Here is a 19,664-nt window from a genome sequence, read left to right on the forward strand (position 1 = left end):
CGGAAATTAGACAATATGTAACTCTTTTCTCCCCTATTAGAACGTATGTTTGCTATCCTATAGAAAATATGCTATAATGAACTATATTTTAGTAAAGATGAGGGATACGTATGGATCAAACATTAACAGCCAAACAACAACAGATTTTGTCATGTATTAAACAAAACTTAAAGGAAAAAGGCTATCCACCATCAGTACGTGAACTTTGTATTGCAGTAGGTTTAAGTTCCACCTCTACTGTTCATAGCCATTTAAATACCTTAGAAAAAAAAGGATTTATTAAACGCGACCCTAGTAAACCTCGTACCATTGAAATCTTAGACGAAGAAATGAATTGGCTAGAGGATCATGTTAGTGCTGTTCCTATTGTAGGTAAAGTAACAGCTGGTGCACCTATTTTAGCTGTTGAAAACATTGAAGAATACTTTCCTCTCCCTAAACACCTTACTCGCCATGAAGAAACTTTCATGCTTAATGTCAAAGGAACCAGTATGATTAATGCAGGGATTTTAGATGGAGATCAAATCATCGTTCGTCATCAGGATTCTGCTCGTAACGGTGAAATTGTTGTCGCCTTAATTGAGGATGAGGTTACTGTTAAACGTTTTTTCAAGGAAAAAGATTGCTTCAGACTTCAACCGGAAAATGACACGATGGATCCGATCTATTGTCAGGATGTTAAAATTCTTGGTAAAGTTATTGGACTTTTTAGAGAGTTTTAATGTCTTAAGCGTTATTCTAATATGATACACCATACCTATCTAATTTTAGATAGGTATGGTGTATTTTTTTGAACTAAATCCTCTGTTAGAGTGATACCGTTTAGCTATCCTCTTTGTAACTGGATATATTCTTCTTATTTGTGGCATATTAAGACTATTGATGTTACTTTTCTATCGCATTAAATGGAGGTTTTTTAATGACAAATCACTTTATTAAAGTTTGTACAATTACACCTAAATTATCTGTCGGTGACTGCAACTACAATCTGAAACAAATATACAACTGTATAAAAGAAAGTGAAACTGCAGGTGCTTCTATTGCTGTATTTCCCGAATTATGTTTAACAGGATATACCTGCGGTGATCTCTTTTATCAAAGTAATTTACTAGCTGAAACTGAAAAAAATATAAAACAGCTTTTAGATGCAACTGCTACTAGTGAGCAGCTTATTCTTGTAGGTGCCCCAATTGCCCATGAAGGTCATTTATTTAATACAGCCTGTGTCTTATTTAAGGGAAAATTATTAGGTATTGTACCTAAAAGTTTTCTACCTAATTACAATGAGTTTAATGAAAAGCGTTGGTTTAGTGCCGCCCATGAAATTCTACATTCCGAAATGGTTTATGCTGGGCAGACCGTTACTATTTCTTCTCATTTACTTTTTAAAGCCAAACGCATTCCCTATTTTTGTTTAGGTATTGATATATGCGAAGATTTATGGTCTCCTTTATCACCTAGTACCTGTCATACTATTTATGGTGCTACCATTATAGCTAATCTATCTGCGAGTAACGAAACTGTTGGTAAGATGAATCAGCGTAAAGCACTAGTAGCACAACATTCTTCAAAAACAATGTGTGGTTATTTATATACATCTTCTGGCATTTATGAGTCTACCAGTGACCTTGTTTTTAGTGGTCATCAATTGATATATGAAGGCGGCTCCTTACTAGCTGAGTCCGAGCTCTTTTCAAGAGAGAATTTAATCACTTATGCCACTTTAGATCTTGAACACCTTTATAATCAACGTTTACGTTTTAACTATGCAACTTCGCCTCTACCATTTAAAGAAATCAATTATCAAATGATTGAATTTGATTTAGCTTTAAAGGTTAAGGAACCTGACAAAAACATTAATCCTCATCCCTTTATTCCTAAAGAAGAAAAAACACGTACGCAGCGTTGTAAAAGTATCTTTGCCATTCAAGCTCATGGGTTAGCTAGGCGAATGGAACATACCCATGCAGAGCATCTTGTTATTGGGGTTTCTGGAGGTTTAGATTCTACTTTAGCCCTTTTAGTTTGCGTAAAAGCTATTAAACTTCTTAATATGCCATCTTGTAGCATTATAGGGGTAACAATGCCTGGTTTTGGTACTTCTGACCGTACTTATCATAATGCTATTAGCTTAATGAAATTACTTGGTATCACTCAAAAGGAGATTTCTATTGTACCTTCTACTTTACAACATCTTAAAGATATTGAACATGATGCTAGTATCCATGATACTACCTATGAAAATGCTCAAGCCAGAGAACGTACTCAAATCTTGATGGATTTATCTAATCAATATAATGGTCTCGTCGTTGGAACAGGTGACCTTTCTGAACTCGCTTTAGGTTGGGCAACTTATAATGGCGACCATATGTCTATGTACGGTGTTAATGCTTCTGTCCCTAAGACATTAATGCGCTATCTAATTGAATATGTAGCTTACTATGAAAGTGAACCTTTAGTTCAAGAAATTTTATTTGATGTACTTGCCACACCTGTTAGTCCTGAATTACTTCCTACAAGTGATAGAGGAGATATTACTCAAAAAACTGAAGATCTAGTAGGTCCCTATGAACTCCATGACTTCTTCATTTATTACATGCTTCGCTTTGGCTATGCGCCTTCTAAAATCTATCATCTCGCACAAATGGCATTTAACAATCAGTATAGTAATGAAACTTTACTTAAATGGTTAAAAGTCTTTTATAAGCGTTTCTTTGCTCAGCAGTTTAAACGCTCTTGTTTACCAGACGGACCTAAAGTTGGCTCTATTGGTTTATCACCTCGTGGTGATTGGCGCATGCCATCAGATGCAAGTAGTGCTCTTTGGTTAGCTGAGATTGAGTCTCTTAAGTAATAAATCCTTAACTTATATCTTTCGCCTTTTAATCTACTAAAAAGGTGCCATAATAGTCTATCAACTATGGCACCTTTTAACTTTATATGATATTTATATATTTATATTTTAAAATACACATGTCTTAGGAAAGTTGAATATGTCCGTGATCAATCATGGTCTGTAAGGCTTTCATCATTCCTAATCTGGCGTGATAAAAAGTTAATCCTCCTTGGAAAAAAGCTGTATAAGGTGGCTTAATAGGTGCATCTGCACTCATTTCAATAGAAGCACCTTGAATAAAAGCACCTGCTGCCATAATAACCGGTGCATCATAACCTGGCATATCCCATGGCTCAGGTGTTACAAAGCTATCCACTGGTGCACCTTTTTGAATTCCTTGACAAAAGCTAATAACCTTCTCAGGCGTTTGCATATTAATAGCTTGAATAATGTCATGTCTGGTTTCCTTTGAACTAGGCATAACATCAAAACCTAATTTTTCAAACATAGCCGCTGCTAAAATGGCTCCCTTTAAAGCATTTGCTACCACTTCTGGTGCTAAAAAAAGTCCTTGAAGAACAGGCTGATTCAATCCTAATGTAGCGCCTACTTCTTTTCCCAGTCCAGGTGCTGTTAGTCTCATAGCAGCATTTTCTACATATTGCTCTTTTCCTACGATATAGCCACCTATAGGAGCAAGTCCACCACCTGGATTTTTAATGAGTGAGCCTACACATAAATCAGCCCCTACTTCTGTTGGTTCAATAGTTTCCACAAATTCACCATAACAATTATCTACCATACAAATAACGTCTGGTTTAATGTCTTTAATAAAAGTAATAAGCTCTCCTATTTGTGCTACTGAAAAAGTTGGTCTATAACTATACCCTTTTGAACGCTGAATGGTTACTAGTTTTGTTTTTTCAGTTATTGCTGCTTTAATACCTTCATAATCAAAACTAAAATCCTCTCTTAAATCTACTTGTTTATAAGTAATACCATATTCGGCTAAACTTCCTGGTGTTTCACGTATACCAATAACACCTTCTAAAGTATCATAAGGTCTTCCTACTGGTGATAGTAATTCATCACCTGGTCTTAAGTTACCAAATAAAGCTACAGTTAAAGCATGTGTACCTGACATAAGCTGAGGTCTTACAAGTCCTGCCTCTGCCTTAAAGATATCTGCATAAATTTGTTCTACTGTATCACGACCTAAATCATTGTAGCCATAACCCGTTGTCGCTGCAAAATGAATATCACTTAACTTATTTTTTTGCATCGCATGTAATACTTTAGCACCATTTAAATGCATTATCTCATCAATTTCCGCATATATAGATTGCAACTCTTGTTCACAAACTTTGCAAAATGCTTCTGTTTCTGGTGATATACCTAATAAATCCTCTAAAATACCCATAGTATCTCCTTTATATGTATTCATCAATTAAGCCCTCTATAGAGAGGGCTTAATCAGCGAATTTTGTCTGATTTTAAATGTAATTTCATTATAACATCTTTTTGTATGAGTTCAAGTTTTTGTTAACCCTCGTCCTTAATAGATTCCAATAACCTCATACTTGCTTCTGTACTTTCAGTTTTCAAAACACCATCTATTAATTCTACTGCAACCTGTTCTTCATAGCTTTCTTTTGTCTGGCGTGCTAATTTCAAAAAAATACCAGCTTCTATCCAATTTTCTTTTTCCATATAAGCTAAACTAATAGATAAATAAATACTACAATCACTACGACTACCTTTCTCACGAATAACACGTTTAAGAATATATTCCAAGGACATAAGTTAATCCTTTCATTTTGAGGATTTTTCTTATGCTAAGTATTGCCTCAATCTAAAAAAATCTATACGTTCTTGTATAGACTTTTAAAGTATTGGTATCTTTTTCATTAATATTTCTATCGAATCATACAGTATTGCTTTAAATGAATAGATTTTTCTACCACCTCAAAAAGTTTAAACCCGAAGTGCTGATAAAAAGCTACATTTTTATCATTATGTGTTTCTAAAGAAACTAATAAACTATGTGCATCTGCATAATCTAAAACTTCTGTAAGCAAGAGTTTTGAAATACCACAATGTTGTTTTAATGGATGTACTGCTAAATAAATAATATGTAAACGTTCTTTTTGTTTAATATGTTCTGTCCACCTAGAATTTAAATAATCTTTTCCTTTTAAGAAATGCCAAAGTACTCTTAGAGAAGGATCCTCTTTAATTAAGTAACAGTCTGTTTTAAAAGTAGCATAATAAGTACTTATCAAATATCTTAAAATATGAAATGGCTCCGTCTCATCAGATACAATAATAATACCATTCATATCTTCACTATCAGCATAAACCTTACAAGTATTAAAAAATTCATCTAAATCACACTTAAATAGTTCAGGTAATAACTTCTTTCTTATTTCTTCATCAGGAATAAGAAGCGTATATAACGGGTCATTCTCAAAACAAGCTGTCAACAGATTTTCTAGTACTGGAAAATCTGTTTTTTTAACACAATACAATTGATCAAGCTCCAAAATTCCACACCTTTCATTACTTATTCCGTATCAATTATAGAGATATTTCAGCTTTAATACAAGATATTATTCAATAAAAAAACGTAACTAATGACTAAAGGTAGTTTTCACTAAAATCATTTGTTACGCATCTATCTTATTCTTAAAATCAAAAGATCATGGCATAAATAATATGCTTTTGAAAGCCTTTGCTTTCAAAAATTATTACTCTGTTGCATTTAAATTAACTGGTTTTGATGGTACCAAAATGTTATGCTCTCTATTGGCCGAGCCATGATATCACCTACCTTTTATATTATATGTAAAATATCTCTTTAGCGTACCCTCTCTACAATGATGCATAAAAAACAAACTATGCTAAGAAAAAATTGAATACAATATATCCTATTACTTTAAATGTATTTCCTTTAAAAATAATTTTTTCACCTTTCACGTACTCATCATCTCCTAGCGTTGTATTCGCTTTACTACTTTTTAATTTCATTATCAATAGTGATGTTCTGATTTTAATACTTAATGAAAATTTTTTCATTTTAGGCATTTTGTACCTCTTATTGGTGGGTCGTGGTCTTTAGTATAAGTTTTTATCTTAGTTTAACTAGTAGGGGCATATATTCTCTCCATAAGTGATTTTTCAATTATCACAAAGTCCCATAACTAGCATCGTATGAATGGTATCTAGTTGTATCATTTTTTCAAGTTTGTAGTTTATATTTGAAAATAAGCCTACTAATTCTCTTATAATTCGTTGTTTACCGCCTCTACATTCAACTGATAACCTCAAGCCATGCATAACTACCTCTTTGGGTTCAAATTCTTCTCTCAAGATATCCTCAATTACCAAAATCTTTGTATTACCATCAGAATACTTCATGCAATTGTTCAAAATATCTAAACATCTTCTATCATCAAAATCATGAAGCAAATTCATTAGTATAATATAATCATATGATGCACTTGTTAACATTAATTTAAAAATATTACCTTCTATATATGTAATGTCAACATTATTTAATTTCTTAAATTCATTTCCTAGCATACAAGGGATTTTAGTATCAACAATTGTATAAGAACAGTCTTTATTCATTAATAAAAGAGCCCCTCCTAGACCACCACTGTTTCCACCCAATTCTAGTATTTTCATATTAGCCAAATTTACATGTTTGGCTAATTCTTTTCCTATTTTGAATGTTATGTGATAATTGTACCTTGAATAAATCTCGTACTCTGCATCAGTAATACTATCGAAAAAAAACTGGGATTCATTAATTCCTTTATTAAATAATGCTGAATAGTGGTCATCTTGATTTTTGCTAATTATGTTATTAAGAATATGCAAGTACTTTGCCTTATTTTCATTAGTTAACACAAAACATCTTCCATCATAATCAAGTAAATTGTTTACCATCAATATTCTAATAATTGCTTTATATATGCTTTCATTTAATCCCAATTTTTTCATTTTATCTTCAATTAATTGTTTTGGTAGCCTATTATCAATACAACAATCCAATCTACTAAAAAAATATATTGCCTCATATAGTTCCATATAATTTTCATAATCCATATAGAATGCACCTCCTACCAATCCCTCACACTGCTATCACCAACCAGTAAATTACACACTCTACAAAGTATTAAAATATTACCCATCTAGATAAGTTTTAGATAATAGACCCATGGATAAACTGAAATTTTTTGCTACCTTTCTACTTTCTACTAGGATTGTATAGAATGCTGTGAATAGAGTTTTCTATAGCATCATATTTTATGGTTTTAATGTACTTAAATCCACATTTCTGAACAACTCTTGCAGACTGTTTATTTCTGTCAGAATGACACACAAGGATAAAATCCAAGTTTTCGACTTCAAACAGATATTGAATAACAGCCTTTACTGCTTCTGGCATAATATCCTGTCCCCAAAAATCTTTGGAAAGGACATAACCAATTTCTCTCCCTTGAAAAGAATTAAATTTAGGGTAATTTTCTTCGTTATAGCACTCTATCCCCAAAGAACCAATTACCTTGTTTTGATATTCAATAGCAAAAGTTTTCTTACCTTCAATAAATATATCAAGTATCACCTTTGATTCTTCAATATTTTTATGAGGTGTCCAACCTGCTAACTGCCCTACTCCATCTACTTTGGCATATTCGTAAAAATCATTCAAATCAGTATCTTTCCAAGGACGCAATATCATACGCTGAGTTTTCAAAATTACATTACTAATATCAATGTTTTTATTCATAATATGTCCTTTCTCAAATGCAACGACAAATTCAAATTTATAAGCCTATAACTATCTAATTGTTTCCTTAACATATGATGAGTAAAATTTACGTTTCTCGGGTGAAATATTTCTGTTATATGAAGTGTTTATTCTACAGGTAGAAGTTATGTTATATTCGATTGTCTCACCACATTTATTCCAAATCTTTTTCGTTATGTACCCTTCTACTTATAATCGTATATAATATTTAGTATATTTTAAATACACATAATGATATAATAGTTATTAGCTTAAGACCTAGCTATAAACTCCAATATATTTTATGTACCCTATTCCTTAAAAGAGGTGAACTATGAATAATCTAAAATTAAAAAGATTACTTGTTCTTCCAATCTATATCTTGTTTTTGTTGTTGTTTGAAATCATTTTGGGTTTTGGAATGAAAGATATTTGGGATAAACTAAATGCATGGTCAAGAAAATAATATATACAAAAATTATACCCCCAACATTTCTGCTGAGGGGTTCATCTTGGTAGTGGTAATGACTTACATTTACGTCGGTTTAGCTTTTACTACCTTATGTTATACCTTGTCTTAATTCAATACTGTCATATTGGATTCTATTCTTTTTCACGTAATTTGCCTCCAAAAACTAAAAATGACAACAAGTGACTCGGTTTTTTTCGACCAAAAATCATTTGTTGCCATTATATGCATAGGCAAACTTTCACACTAAAATATGCAGTCTACTAATAACTATACCCATTGATACTCAACGTTTCATTACTCTGCTGCATTTAAATTAACTGGTTTTGATGGTACCAAAGTAGAAATGGCATGCTTATAGATCATTTGTTGTTTGCCTTCACTTTCTAGAATCACAACAAAATTATCAAATCCTTTAATGATTCCTTTAAGTTGGAATCCATTAGTAAGGAATACAATAATTGATATTTTATCTTTTCTTAATTGATTTAATAAGACGTCTTGTAAATTAATAACTTTACTCATAGTCGGTGTTCCCCTCCTAAAGGCTTGAATGAATTGATTTCATTGTATATTATATTTTATTGCTTGTCCAGTAAATTACATAATTTTGCAATAATATATTGTAATTATGGCCTATCTTTTAAAGGATTATACTTCCAAATCCTTATTATTTAGATTAATTTTTGATAACATTTCTGACACAATTGTCTCGGGATTAAATCCTAGCTGATCAACTGATAAGAAAATAGGATTAGCTTGGTGTTTAAACCAAGTCAGCTGTCTTTTAGCATAGCGTCTTGTATTTTGCTTAAGCTGTTCAATAGAGGCTTCTAGGGTCTCCTCTCCTTTAAAATAAGGAAAGAATTCTTTATAACCAATGGCTTTCATAGAAGGTAAGTCTTCACTATAACCTGCTTCAAAAAAGTGTCTGACTTCTTCAACTAAACCTTCTTCTACCATTTGGTCAATGCGCAAGTTAATTCTTTCATATAACTTGCTACGTTCCATAGTTAATGCAAAGAAAGTATAGGCATAAGGTGATTCATTCCCCTTACGCTTTTCCTTTTCCTCCTCATTATGGGCTGAAATAGGATGTCCCGTTTCTTTATAATATTCTAAAGCACGAATTACACGTTTAATGTTGTTAGCATGAATATTTTCAGCACTAATCGGGTCTACTTCTCTCAGCATCTCATGAAGCTTATCTACACCATTTTCATTTACAAAATGCTGAAGCTCTTCTCTATAGTCTTCATCTGGTGAAGTTTCTTCAAATTGAGTATCAAATAAAATAGCATTTATATAAAAACCTGTACCTCCTACTAAAATAGGTATTTTCCCCTTTTGATAAATCTTTTCTAAATAACTTTTGACACGCTCTTTAAAAGTAGCCACGCTACAAGGAAAATTCGCTTCCCATTCATCAATCATATAATGAGGAATACCTTGCATTTCTTCTGGCTTTACTTTAGCCGTTCCGATATCCATTCCTTTATAAATTTGCATGGAATCAGCTGATATAATTTCCCCATTAATTGCCTTTGCCAACAGAACACTCGTTTGTGTTTTACCTGAAGCAGTAGGCCCTGCAATTAAAATAAGTGGTCGTTTCATAAATCTACCTTTCTTAGATTACATTAAATTCTCTTAAACATTTTCTCAATATCAACTTGAGTGAGTGCAACCAATGTTGGTCTACCATGAGGGCAAGTAAAAGGATTATCTAAAGCTAATAATAACTCGATTAGCTTACGACACTCACGATCAGATATTTGGTCATGAGCTTTAATAGCGCTACGACATGACATACGAATAATGGCTTCTGCTTTAAGCTCCGCAATATCCTGAAGCTTATCATGAGTTAAACGATCTAATACTTCTTTGAATACAGCCGGTGATAATGGCTCATTCAAAATAAAAGGTACTTCTCTAATGGCAACAGCATTTTCTCCAAAAGCTTCAAATTGAAATCCTAATTTTTTAAAAAGTTCTTCATGTTCATTTAAAAGAGTCATTTCTACCGGTGTTACCATTAAAGTCTCAGGCATTAAAAGCAGCTGCGTTGCGACCTCATTTGCTTTAAACTCTGCCATAAATTGCTCATATAATACTCTTTCATGAGCTGCATGTTGGTCAATAATAAATACCTTCTCATGATATTCGATTAACCAATAGGTTTTAAATACTTGTCCTACAATACGATAATCTGTAGGTAAAATGGCTGGTGAAGTAGGTTTTTCTTCAACTTGAATCTTAGGTGGTAAAGGTACATCTTCAAAACGACTAATACCATATTCTTTATTAGGCTTCTCCAGTTCGTGAATCATTTCATCAGTCGGTTCTGTAGTACTTTGATGAATCATTTCTTCTTTAAAAACTTGACTCAGCTGTTTCTCATAAGTATCAATGGCTTGAGGAGAAACATGCTGACTATCTCTATTGCCAAATAACCGACTAATAGAAGGGGGATTTACATCTTCTCTTTGAAAATCAGTAGGATTATGTTTTAAAAGACTTTGAGGTGTTACTTCTTCCTTTTCTTTACGTGGTGCAAAAAAAGTATCTATGATACCTTGCTCAATAACCGGTTCAACTTTAGCTTCCTTTGGCCCTGGCTCAGTAGCCACTTGTGGTACTAAATAAGCTTCCCTTAACGCATGGCTAACCCCTTCATAAACCGCTTTATAAATAGTATCTGGGTTTTTAAAACGGACTTGCAATTTAGTAGGATGAACATTAACGTCTACTAAAGAAGGGTCCAAATACAAGTGAAGCACTGAAAAAGGAAATTTACCTACCATCACTAAAGTTTTATAAGCATCTTCTACAGCACCTTGTAATAATTGACTTTTAATATAGCGGCCATTAATGAAAAAATGCTCATAATTACGATTTCCCCTATTTAAAACTGGCTTTCCAATTAACCCCATACATTCTATAGTATCGCTTTTATAGTAGCACTCTAGCGTATTTCTAGCATATTCTTTTCCATAAATATTTAAAATAGCATGCTTTAACTCATGGTCTCCTGAAGTCGTAAATATAGTTTTTCCATTTTGAATATATTTAAAACTTACCTCCGGATGTGCTAATGCTAATTTATACATATAATCTGAAATTTTTGCTCCCTCTGAACTACTACTACTTAAAAAAGCTTTTCTAGCAGGAACATTAAAAAACAAGTGACGCATAATGAAGGTAGTCCCATTAGGACAGGCAACTTCTTCTGCAGCTGACATCTTCCCTCCACTTATCTCTATACGCTTACCGGTTAACTCTTGCTCTTCCTTGGTTAAAAGTTCTACATTGGAAACAGCTGCAATACTTGCTAACGCTTCACCTCTAAACCCTAAACTCATCACTTCATACAAATCTTCTGCCGAAGTAATCTTACTTGTTGCATGACGTAAAAAAGCTACTTCTACTTGATCTTTTGGAATACCTACCCCATTATCTGTCACACGAATTAAGTCAACACCACCATTTTTTATTTCTACTGTAATGGAACTAGCTTTGGCATCAATACTATTTTCTACTAATTCTTTAACAACAGAACAAGGTCTTTCCACTACTTCTCCTGCCGCAATTTTATTAATGGTATGTGTATCTAGTATTTTAATTGCTCTCATTTGTATCCTCCTTTCTTCGCCATATAATAAGGAGGAAGGCAAACCTCTTAAAGAGATTTAACCTTCCTTTGTAATTCATATAAAAGTTCTAAAGCTTTAAATGGTGTTGTATTCATTAAATCCGCTTCTTTTAAAGCAGTAATGACCTCGTGTTCACCTTGATCAAATAAATTAAGTTGGCCAAAACCATTTTGTTTTTCTTTATGGTCTTTAGAAGCTTTTTTAGATGTAACTTCTGTTTCATTGATCTGATAAGCCTCTGTCGTTATTACCTGTTCTTTTACTACATCCTTGATCTTATCTACCTTTTCAGATAGCTGCCCCAAAGTCCCTTGAACACTAGGTGGTATAATCACTTGCTTCTCACCACTATCCAGTTGCTTTAAAATAGCTTTTGCACGCTCTAAAACAGCACCAGGTACACCCGCTAACTTAGCCACTTGAATCCCATAGCTATGGTCAACACTACCTTTTACGATTTGGTGAAGGAAAATAATATCTTCTCCTATTTCTTTAACTGCAATACAATAGTTCTTAAGATTTGGCATAGTTTCTTCTAAAACAGTGAGCTCATGATAATGGGTGGCAAATAAAGTTTTTGCACCTATTTCAGTCGTAATATGTTCTATAATAGACCAAGCAATACTTAAACCATCTAATGTACTTGTTCCTCTTCCAATCTCGTCTAAGATGAGTAAGCTATTCTTTGTTGCATGATGCAAAATATTTGCCACCTCCATCATTTCCACCATAAAGGTACTTTGTCCTGATGCCAAATCATCTGAAGCACCTACACGTGTGAAAATACGATCAACAACACCAATAGTTGCTGAATCCGCTGGCACAAAGCTTCCTATTTGAGCCATTAAAACAATCAGAGCTACTTGACGCATATAAGTGGATTTACCAGCCATATTAGGCCCTGTTAATAGCATCATCTCGGCATGCTCTTCTTCTAAAATGACGTCATTGGCAATAAAGTGTTGTTCTCCTAACATTTTTTCTACAACTGGATGACGCCCTTTTTCAATACAAAGATTATAGCCAGTTGTCATCTCTGGCTTTACATATCCATAAGTATCTGCTACATCCGCTAAAGAACAAAACATATCTAAAGCTGCAATTTGAGCCGAAGTCGTTAATAAACGTGGCATCTCTTTTAAAACTGCATCTCTTATTTCTGTAAATAACTGATACTCTAATAAATTAAGTTTATCATCTGCACCTAATACTTCTTCTTCTACTTTTTTCAGCTCTTCTGTGATATAGCGTTCACAGTTAGAAAGGGTTTGTTTGCGAATAAAGTAATCAGGTACTAAATGATTATAGGACTGTGTCACTTCTAAAAAGTATCCAAAAACTTTATTGTATTTTATTTTAAGATTCTTAATACCTGTTTTTTCTTTTTCTCTAGCTTCTATTTCCATAAGCCAAGAAGCACCTTCGGTCTTGACTTGACGTAAATGATCGACTTCTTCATTATAGCCGGTTTTAATCATGTTTCCTTCTCTCACAGAAATAGGTGCTTCCTCTATAAGTGCCTTGTCAACTAGCTGGTAAAGATCACTCATGTCATCTAACTGACGGTTAAGGGAGATTAACCCTGGCGCCTGGCAGTCTACTAATAAACCCTTAATAGTTGGCAGTACCTCTAAAGATTGTTTTAAAGCAATCATATCTTTAGCATTACACGTTCCAAAAGAAACTTTACTCATTAAACGTTCAATATCATAAATATGATCTAATGCCTCAAATAAATCCGCACGTAATAAAGGAGCTTCCTTAAGTTCCTTTGTGGCATCTAGACGATGATTAATTTCTTCTGCATTAATAAGAGGCTGCTCTATACATTTTCGAATATAACGAGAACCCATAGCTGTTTTGGTATGATCAAGTACCCACAAAAGGGAACCTTTTCTTCTTTTTTCACGCAACGTTTCTGTTAATTCAAGATTACGCCTTGTGGCGATATCTAATAACATAAAAGCATCCACATTATAAATAGATAACGTCATCAAGTGAGATAAATCCGTTTTTTGCGTTTCTTGTAAATAAGCAAGCAAACTAGCTGTAGCTAAAGTTTCCACACCGTCTTCACTTAAGCCAATTCCACCTAAAGATAAAATATTAAAATGTTTCAGTAAAATACGTTGTGCTAAAGTAGTATCTAAAGTATGGGCTGGTATTTGCTCAGTTAAGCAATTAAAACGTGTACGCATAAATTCACGAATCTCATCATCTTGATAGAGAGTTTCTGATAATAAGCATTCTACAGGTGCAAATTTCGCTAATTCATCTAGTAATTTTCGCTTACTTTGATCTCCTATAATAGTCGTCGTAAGCCACTCACCTGTTGTCACATCACAAACACTTAATCCATAGCTTCCTGCCATACCAACAATGCTAGTGATATAGTTGTTTTTACCCTCACTTACTGTGGCACCTTCTAATATAGTCCCAGGTGTTACAATACGAATAACGCCGCGTTTTACTAAGCCCTTGGCTTGCTTAGGATCTTCAATTTGCTCACATATAGCTACTTTATAACCTTTTTCTACTAAACGTGAAATATACGTTTCTGCTGAATGAAAAGGTACACCACACATAGGTGCCCTTTCCTCTAAGCCACAATCTTTTCCTGTTAAAGTAATTTCTAATTCTCTTGAACAAGTTTTAGCATCTTCAAAGAACATTTCATAAAAATCCCCTAGTCTGAAAAAAAGTAAGCAGTCTGGGTTTTCTTCTTTTATAGTTAAATACTGCGCCATCATAGGCGTTACTTGTGTTTTTAACATATTTATCTCGCCAACTCTCCAATTAAATAGTGGGTTTTATTATCCACAATATGAACTTTAACAAATTTACCAACATATTCTTTAGGTGCCGGTGTGTTTACTAAAAGTCCTGTATCTGTACGTCCACTTAAAACATTGTCATCTTGTTTACTTACTTCTTCAAAGAGTACTTCTACAGTTTGTCCAACATACTTATGAAGGGTAGCAGCAGACTGTTTATTTACAAGTGCTAATAATCTATTAAAACGTTCTTTTGTCACATCTTCTGGCACTTGGTCTTCCATAGTAGCTGCTGGTGTTCCTGTACGTTTTGAATAAATAAAAGTAAAGGCACTTGCATAATGTACTTTTTCTACAACTTCCATGGTATCTAAAAAGTCTTCTTCTGTTTCACCAGGGAAACCTACAATAATATCTGTCGTTAGTTCGACTCTGGGAATAGCTTCTTTAATTTTCCTTACTAATTCTAAATAGCTTTCTTTTGTATAATGACGATTCATTTTCTTTAATAATTTAGTACTTCCTGATTGGAAAGGTAAATGAACGCTTGGACAAATCTTATCACAGCTAGCCATTACTTCAATCAGTTCATCACTTAAATCTTTTGGGTGAGATGTCATAAAACGAATACGTTTTAATCCCTCAATAGCGTTAATTTGTTTTAAAAGTTCAGCAAAGCTTATTGGTTCATCTAATGTCTTTCCATAAGAATTGACATTTTGTCCTAAAAGCATAATCTCTTTAACACCTTCAGATACTAATGCCTTGATTTCTGTAACAATATCTTCTGGCTTTCTACTACGCTCTCTCCCTCTTACATAAGGAACAATACAGTAAGTACAGAAGTTATTACAGCCATACATAATATTAACGCAAGCTTTAAAGTCATACTTTCTAGAATCTGGAAGGTCTTCTACAATATCTTGATAAGAATCCCAAATATCTATAACATTTTGCTTCGTTTCTAAACGTGTTTGTAAAAGTTCTGGTAATTTATAAATATTATACGTTCCAAAAATAATATCAATAAAATTAAATTTCTTTTTAAGCGTATCCAATACTATGTCTTGCTGCATCATACAACCACATAGGGCAATCATAAAGTTTGGATTTTTTTTTCTTCTTCCCTTAAGAGCTCCTAAACGGCCATAAATTTTTAGTTCTGCATTTTCACGTACACAACAAGTATTGTAAATAATAAAATCAGCTTCTTCTTCATTTTCTGTTTTAGTGTAACCAATTTGCTCTAACATACCTTCAATCTTTTCTGAGTCTCTTGCATTCATTTGACATCCAAAGGTTGAAATACAATACTGAAGACCTTTCCCGCTTATGTGTTGTGCAAGTATATTGATAATCTCATTTTGGCGTTGTGCTTCCTTTGTTGAGACATTAATGACTTTTCTCTCGCTCATGTCGTTTTCCTCCTAGCGCGTTTCATCTAATCGTTGTTTCTTTCTCATTTTACATGATAAAACATCATCTTTCAATGTCTACCGGGTACTTGTGACATATAAAAACAAAAATTAATACGAGATGAACTGATCTAAGAGAAAAAGATAACCCAATTGGTAAAGGAATAGCAGTATAGAAATATACTGAACACATTCCCCCTTCCCCCTCTATACTTCTATTACGCGATAAATAAAATTCTCACTTTCATACTGAGTCTCATTTTGAAATGCACCTAAAATTTTGAAGCCTTCTTTTCTAAAATACTGTATGCTTACCTTTTTTTCTTGCTCAGAAAGTTCATCTAATTTTCCATATATACTTATTACTTTAGGAACATCTTCCTTTATTTCTTTTAATAATTCATACAAGCACTTTAGCTTAAATCCACTATTTTCATCCATCCAACTTATTAATTGGCATAACTGAATCAATTCTCCTCTCTTATCTAAATAAAGTTCTCCTGTCTTTTCAAGTGCCGTATAAGCATTTTCCTTTTTTATTCGGAGTTGATACCTTTGATAGTCATTTTTTTGTTGGCTTTTTTCAAAAATTACCATATCGTTAATTTCTTTGCCATCTAATTGCTTTGAATAAAACGGATAATAAAATGCCATATTATGATGTAATTCAAAAGAAAAACGTACAAAAAAGGAAGATATATTCCTTTGCTGCTGATGATAATACATGATGGATTCATAAAGATATAAAATATCATTATAATTATGCAATTCTACCGTTAATTTACCAGATAAAAAAGACTTCATACTCTTTTTAGCCAAAAGTTGTGCCTCACAATTTTGATTACAAAAAGAACATACTTTACTATGCCAACCTCTTTCACCTATACTGAATCTTTGTAAATAAGTAGGTACTCCTAGATTCTCTTGGTCATTTCCCCAAGAATAACCATCTAAGTAGAGCATTCCTTTATCATAAGGCTTAAAAAATTGCATCTGTTCCATCTGATTTATTAATACTACGTATTGCTGATTTAAATAGTTCCTCGCCTTTTTTAAACGCTCAATGTCATCACTTATTTGCATCAGTATTTCATAAGGGCATCTTCCTAATTTCTTTTTCATATAGCAAGCCAATAGCTTATGCATTTTATTTCACCATTTCTATAAGTACTCTATTTATTTTATGAACTATTTATCATCCATTATGCCTTGATTAGAAAAGCATTTACTTTGCCTCTCCCATTATCGTATCTAATTTAAACTCCTTCTATTTCCTTGTTTATTCTCCAAAAACAAAGTTGATATCGCTTACAAATATCTCGAATCACTATGCTGGCTACAACTACCGCCATTATCCCTACTAAAATATTACTAACCATCATAACAATTCCTACACTTTTGCTGCCAATTTGAGTAAATTGTTGTAACCCCCATAAAATTGGAATACGAAACACAAATACCCTACAAAAATTAATCAGTAATGTTAGTTTAGTATAACCAAAACCATATAGCAGAGCCATAACAGCTGCATTCATTCCTAAAGGAATGGCACCAAATGCTTCAAAACTATAAACTTCTTCAATAAGCTGCCTAAATACAAGATCATTACCTGCAAATAGACCACTTAAAACATGAAGAAAACCAGTAGTTAAACCATAACCAATGCATCCAATAATCGTATTAATGACAAATAACTTTTTAAAGGCATCTAAAGCACGGTCTAATTGATGCGCACCTATATTCTGACTAATAACAGCTGCGCCCCCTTCTTGAAAACCATTTTGAGGCATAGTAGTTAAGCCTCCCATATTATTCGAAATACCTAATGCCCCTACTGTTAAAACACCATAAGCCGTACTCATAGAGTTAATAACGACTTTTCCAAATTGAAATGCAACCTTTTCAATAATAACCGGTATGGATAGTCTTATCATAGGTTTTGTCACCTTGCCTTTTAAAGTAATATTTTTAAAAGAAAAACTAAAAATACTGTGACGGTCTAACATGTGATAGATGGCACTTCCAAACATTGCTAGTTGTGATATTAAAGTAGCCACTGCAATCATTGTAATGCCTGACTTAAGCACATAAATAAAAAATGCCGTTAGTGATAATTTAATAACGATAACTCCAAAATTTAAATATAAAATACGTTTTGAATTACCTCGGGCTCTTTCAATAGCTATGTAAACATTATTAAAGAAACTAACAACCATTCCCATTAACTCAATTTTAAAATACTGGCTCCCTAAATTAATAAGCTCATTTGGTGTGTTGGCTAGCTTTAAAAGAGGTGTTGTAAACGGCAAAATAAAAAATAAAACGCCTAACCCTAGTATACCGCATAAGCCAAATAAACTACTCACTCTTGCCTTAACTAGGTCATAGTCACCTGCCCCATAAGCTTCACTTATTTTGAGACTTGCACCTACAGCTAACCCACCACCAACAGCTGTTAGCATTAAATTAATTTGAGATAAATAAGCAACAGCAGAAACAGATTCGCCGCTAATATGAGAAGCCATCATAGAGTCTAAAATCTTGAAAATTTGATTTAAACTTTGATAAAGTGCTAATGGTATACAAACATGAAAAATAACACGCCACATATTTCCTGTTAAAGCAAACTCTCTAAACTTTTTGTCTTTAGTAGATAGTTTTGATTCTCCCATCTTGTTCCCTTCTTTCAAGTCATCATTTTGTTATACTGAAACCTATTGTAACTGAAAAACAATTTGTATTGAAGTAGCTCACCTAACTAATATCAACTTTTGTTGAAAACCTTACTCGTTTTATCTATTTTTATCGAAAAACATACAAAAAGAAGCAGCTAAGGAAATATTCTTATACTGCTTCTTTTTGTATGTTCTAAATTTTACTTTTACTCATCTGGACATTTTATATCGATATAAGCTTTTACTAAGGCGACACACTGTTCTCTGCTTAAGCTACTACTATTAATACACAAATCATAATTAGCAGCATCATTCCATTCTTTACCCGTAAAGTAACGATAATATGCTGCTCTTCTTTTATCCGTTGTTTGAATAAAATTCTTAACATTCTTCTTCGAACAGACCTTCATTTGTTCTACTGTCCGAATACAATCTTCTAAAGGTGCATGTACGTATATTCTAATGACATTATTCATATCTTTTAAAATATAATCTGCACAACGTCCAATAATAACACAAGATTCTTTTTCTGCTAACTGCTTAATCATCTTAGCTTGATAATTAAACAAATTCTCATTAGAGATAAAATCATCGCGATCTGGTGGAATAATTTCTCCTTTATACACATTTTTAGCCACATTAAATAATAGGTTATTCTTAACCTTTTCGTCTGCATTAGCAAAAAGGGCTTCGTTAATACCACTTTCATCTGATGCTAATCTTAATAATTGACGATCATAAAAACTAATCCCCAGTTCATCAGCTAATAATTTACCTATGGCACGCCCACCACTACCATAGCCTCTAGCGATTGTTATAACAAAGTGTTTCATGACTATCCCCCCAATTTAATAAACTATTGGATTTTTCAAACATCTATTGCTAAAACTTATTATAAAGCCTTTGGAGATAGAAAACAAGATTTGCCTATTCTTAACGTTATATTTATTGATTAGTTTTGGCATTTTTATAAAAGATATAGTATAATAAAACATAATATTTGCATCAATTAAAAACAATATTATAAGAACTGTAGATTACATGCAG

The 19,664-nt window shown here is 33.0% G+C and carries 16 protein-coding genes; 2 read left to right on the forward strand and 14 right to left on the reverse strand.

The window, feature by feature from the left end; all coding sequences use genetic code 11:
- Window positions 1–110 precede the first annotated feature (110 nt).
- A complete protein-coding gene (gene lexA / locus EKH84_RS13855) occupies window positions 111–722 on the forward strand; it encodes a transcriptional repressor LexA (protein ID WP_013657239.1) in 612 nt (203 codons plus the stop codon).
- A gap of 197 nt (window positions 723–919) precedes the next feature.
- Window positions 920–2,854 (forward strand): NAD(+) synthase, encoded by a 1,935-nt coding sequence (locus tag EKH84_RS13860; protein WP_127066763.1) that lies wholly within the window; start codon window positions 920–922, stop codon window positions 2,852–2,854.
- Window positions 2,855–2,978: 124 nt separating this feature from the next.
- On the opposite strand, the gene EKH84_RS13865 is transcribed toward EKH84_RS13860, so the two are convergent.
- From EKH84_RS13865 to EKH84_RS13930, 14 genes are all read right to left on the reverse strand, one after another.
- Entirely contained in the window at window positions 2,979–4,280 is a 1,302-nt protein-coding gene (locus tag EKH84_RS13865; protein ID WP_330547545.1) for a methionine gamma-lyase family protein, read from the reverse strand.
- Window positions 4,281–4,378: 98 nt separating this feature from the next.
- Window positions 4,379–4,636, reverse strand: a complete 258-nt coding sequence (locus EKH84_RS13870; protein WP_127066764.1) for a hypothetical protein — start codon at window positions 4,634–4,636, stop codon at window positions 4,379–4,381.
- 116 nt (window positions 4,637–4,752) lie between these two features.
- Window positions 4,753–5,379: a GNAT family N-acetyltransferase gene (locus EKH84_RS13875; protein ID WP_041712971.1), complete on the reverse strand. Its 627-nt coding sequence runs from the start codon at window positions 5,377–5,379 to the stop codon at window positions 4,753–4,755.
- A gap of 352 nt (window positions 5,380–5,731) precedes the next feature.
- Window positions 5,732–5,920: a hypothetical protein gene (locus EKH84_RS13880; protein WP_127066765.1), complete on the reverse strand. Its 189-nt coding sequence runs from the start codon at window positions 5,918–5,920 to the stop codon at window positions 5,732–5,734.
- Between the two features lie 93 nt (window positions 5,921–6,013).
- On the reverse strand, window positions 6,014–6,946 hold the full coding sequence (locus EKH84_RS13885; protein ID WP_127066766.1) for a methyltransferase: 933 nt from the start codon (window positions 6,944–6,946) through the stop codon (window positions 6,014–6,016).
- A gap of 142 nt (window positions 6,947–7,088) precedes the next feature.
- Window positions 7,089–7,631, reverse strand: a complete 543-nt coding sequence (locus EKH84_RS13890) for a GNAT family N-acetyltransferase (RefSeq protein ID WP_127066767.1) — start codon at window positions 7,629–7,631, stop codon at window positions 7,089–7,091.
- A gap of 766 nt (window positions 7,632–8,397) precedes the next feature.
- Window positions 8,398–8,625 carry an RNA chaperone Hfq gene (gene hfq / locus EKH84_RS13895; protein WP_013657244.1) on the reverse strand — a complete coding sequence of 76 codons (228 nt, stop codon included), beginning with the start codon at window positions 8,623–8,625 and terminating at the stop codon, window positions 8,398–8,400.
- A gap of 126 nt (window positions 8,626–8,751) precedes the next feature.
- Window positions 8,752–9,717: a tRNA (adenosine(37)-N6)-dimethylallyltransferase MiaA gene (miaA, locus tag EKH84_RS13900; RefSeq protein ID WP_127066768.1), complete on the reverse strand. Its 966-nt coding sequence runs from the start codon at window positions 9,715–9,717 to the stop codon at window positions 8,752–8,754.
- A 23-nt stretch (window positions 9,718–9,740) separates the two neighbouring features.
- On the reverse strand, window positions 9,741–11,732 hold the full coding sequence (gene mutL / locus EKH84_RS13905; protein WP_127066769.1) for a DNA mismatch repair endonuclease MutL: 1,992 nt from the start codon (window positions 11,730–11,732) through the stop codon (window positions 9,741–9,743).
- A gap of 47 nt (window positions 11,733–11,779) precedes the next feature.
- Window positions 11,780–14,527, reverse strand: a complete 2,748-nt coding sequence (gene mutS / locus EKH84_RS13910; protein WP_127066770.1) for a DNA mismatch repair protein MutS — start codon at window positions 14,525–14,527, stop codon at window positions 11,780–11,782.
- 2 nt (window positions 14,528–14,529) lie between these two features.
- The gene (gene miaB / locus EKH84_RS13915) at window positions 14,530–15,942 is read right to left on the reverse strand and encodes a tRNA (N6-isopentenyl adenosine(37)-C2)-methylthiotransferase MiaB (RefSeq protein WP_127066771.1); all 1,413 of its coding nucleotides are present in this window, start codon (window positions 15,940–15,942) and stop codon (window positions 14,530–14,532) included.
- A gap of 207 nt (window positions 15,943–16,149) precedes the next feature.
- A complete protein-coding gene (locus EKH84_RS13920; protein WP_127066772.1) occupies window positions 16,150–17,088 on the reverse strand; it encodes a hypothetical protein in 939 nt (312 codons plus the stop codon).
- Between the two features lie 110 nt (window positions 17,089–17,198).
- Complete coding sequence (locus EKH84_RS13925) at window positions 17,199–18,614, reverse strand: MATE family efflux transporter (protein ID WP_127066773.1); 1,416 nt, start codon at window positions 18,612–18,614, stop codon at window positions 17,199–17,201.
- Window positions 18,615–18,823: 209 nt separating this feature from the next.
- Window positions 18,824–19,450 (reverse strand): cytidylate kinase-like family protein, encoded by a 627-nt coding sequence (locus tag EKH84_RS13930; RefSeq protein ID WP_127066774.1) that lies wholly within the window; start codon window positions 19,448–19,450, stop codon window positions 18,824–18,826.
- Between the last annotated feature and the right edge of the window lie 214 nt (window positions 19,451–19,664).

Source organism: Cellulosilyticum sp. WCF-2 (genome assembly GCF_003990395.1).
Lineage (GTDB): Bacteria > Bacillota > Clostridia > Lachnospirales > Cellulosilyticaceae > Cellulosilyticum > Cellulosilyticum lentocellum.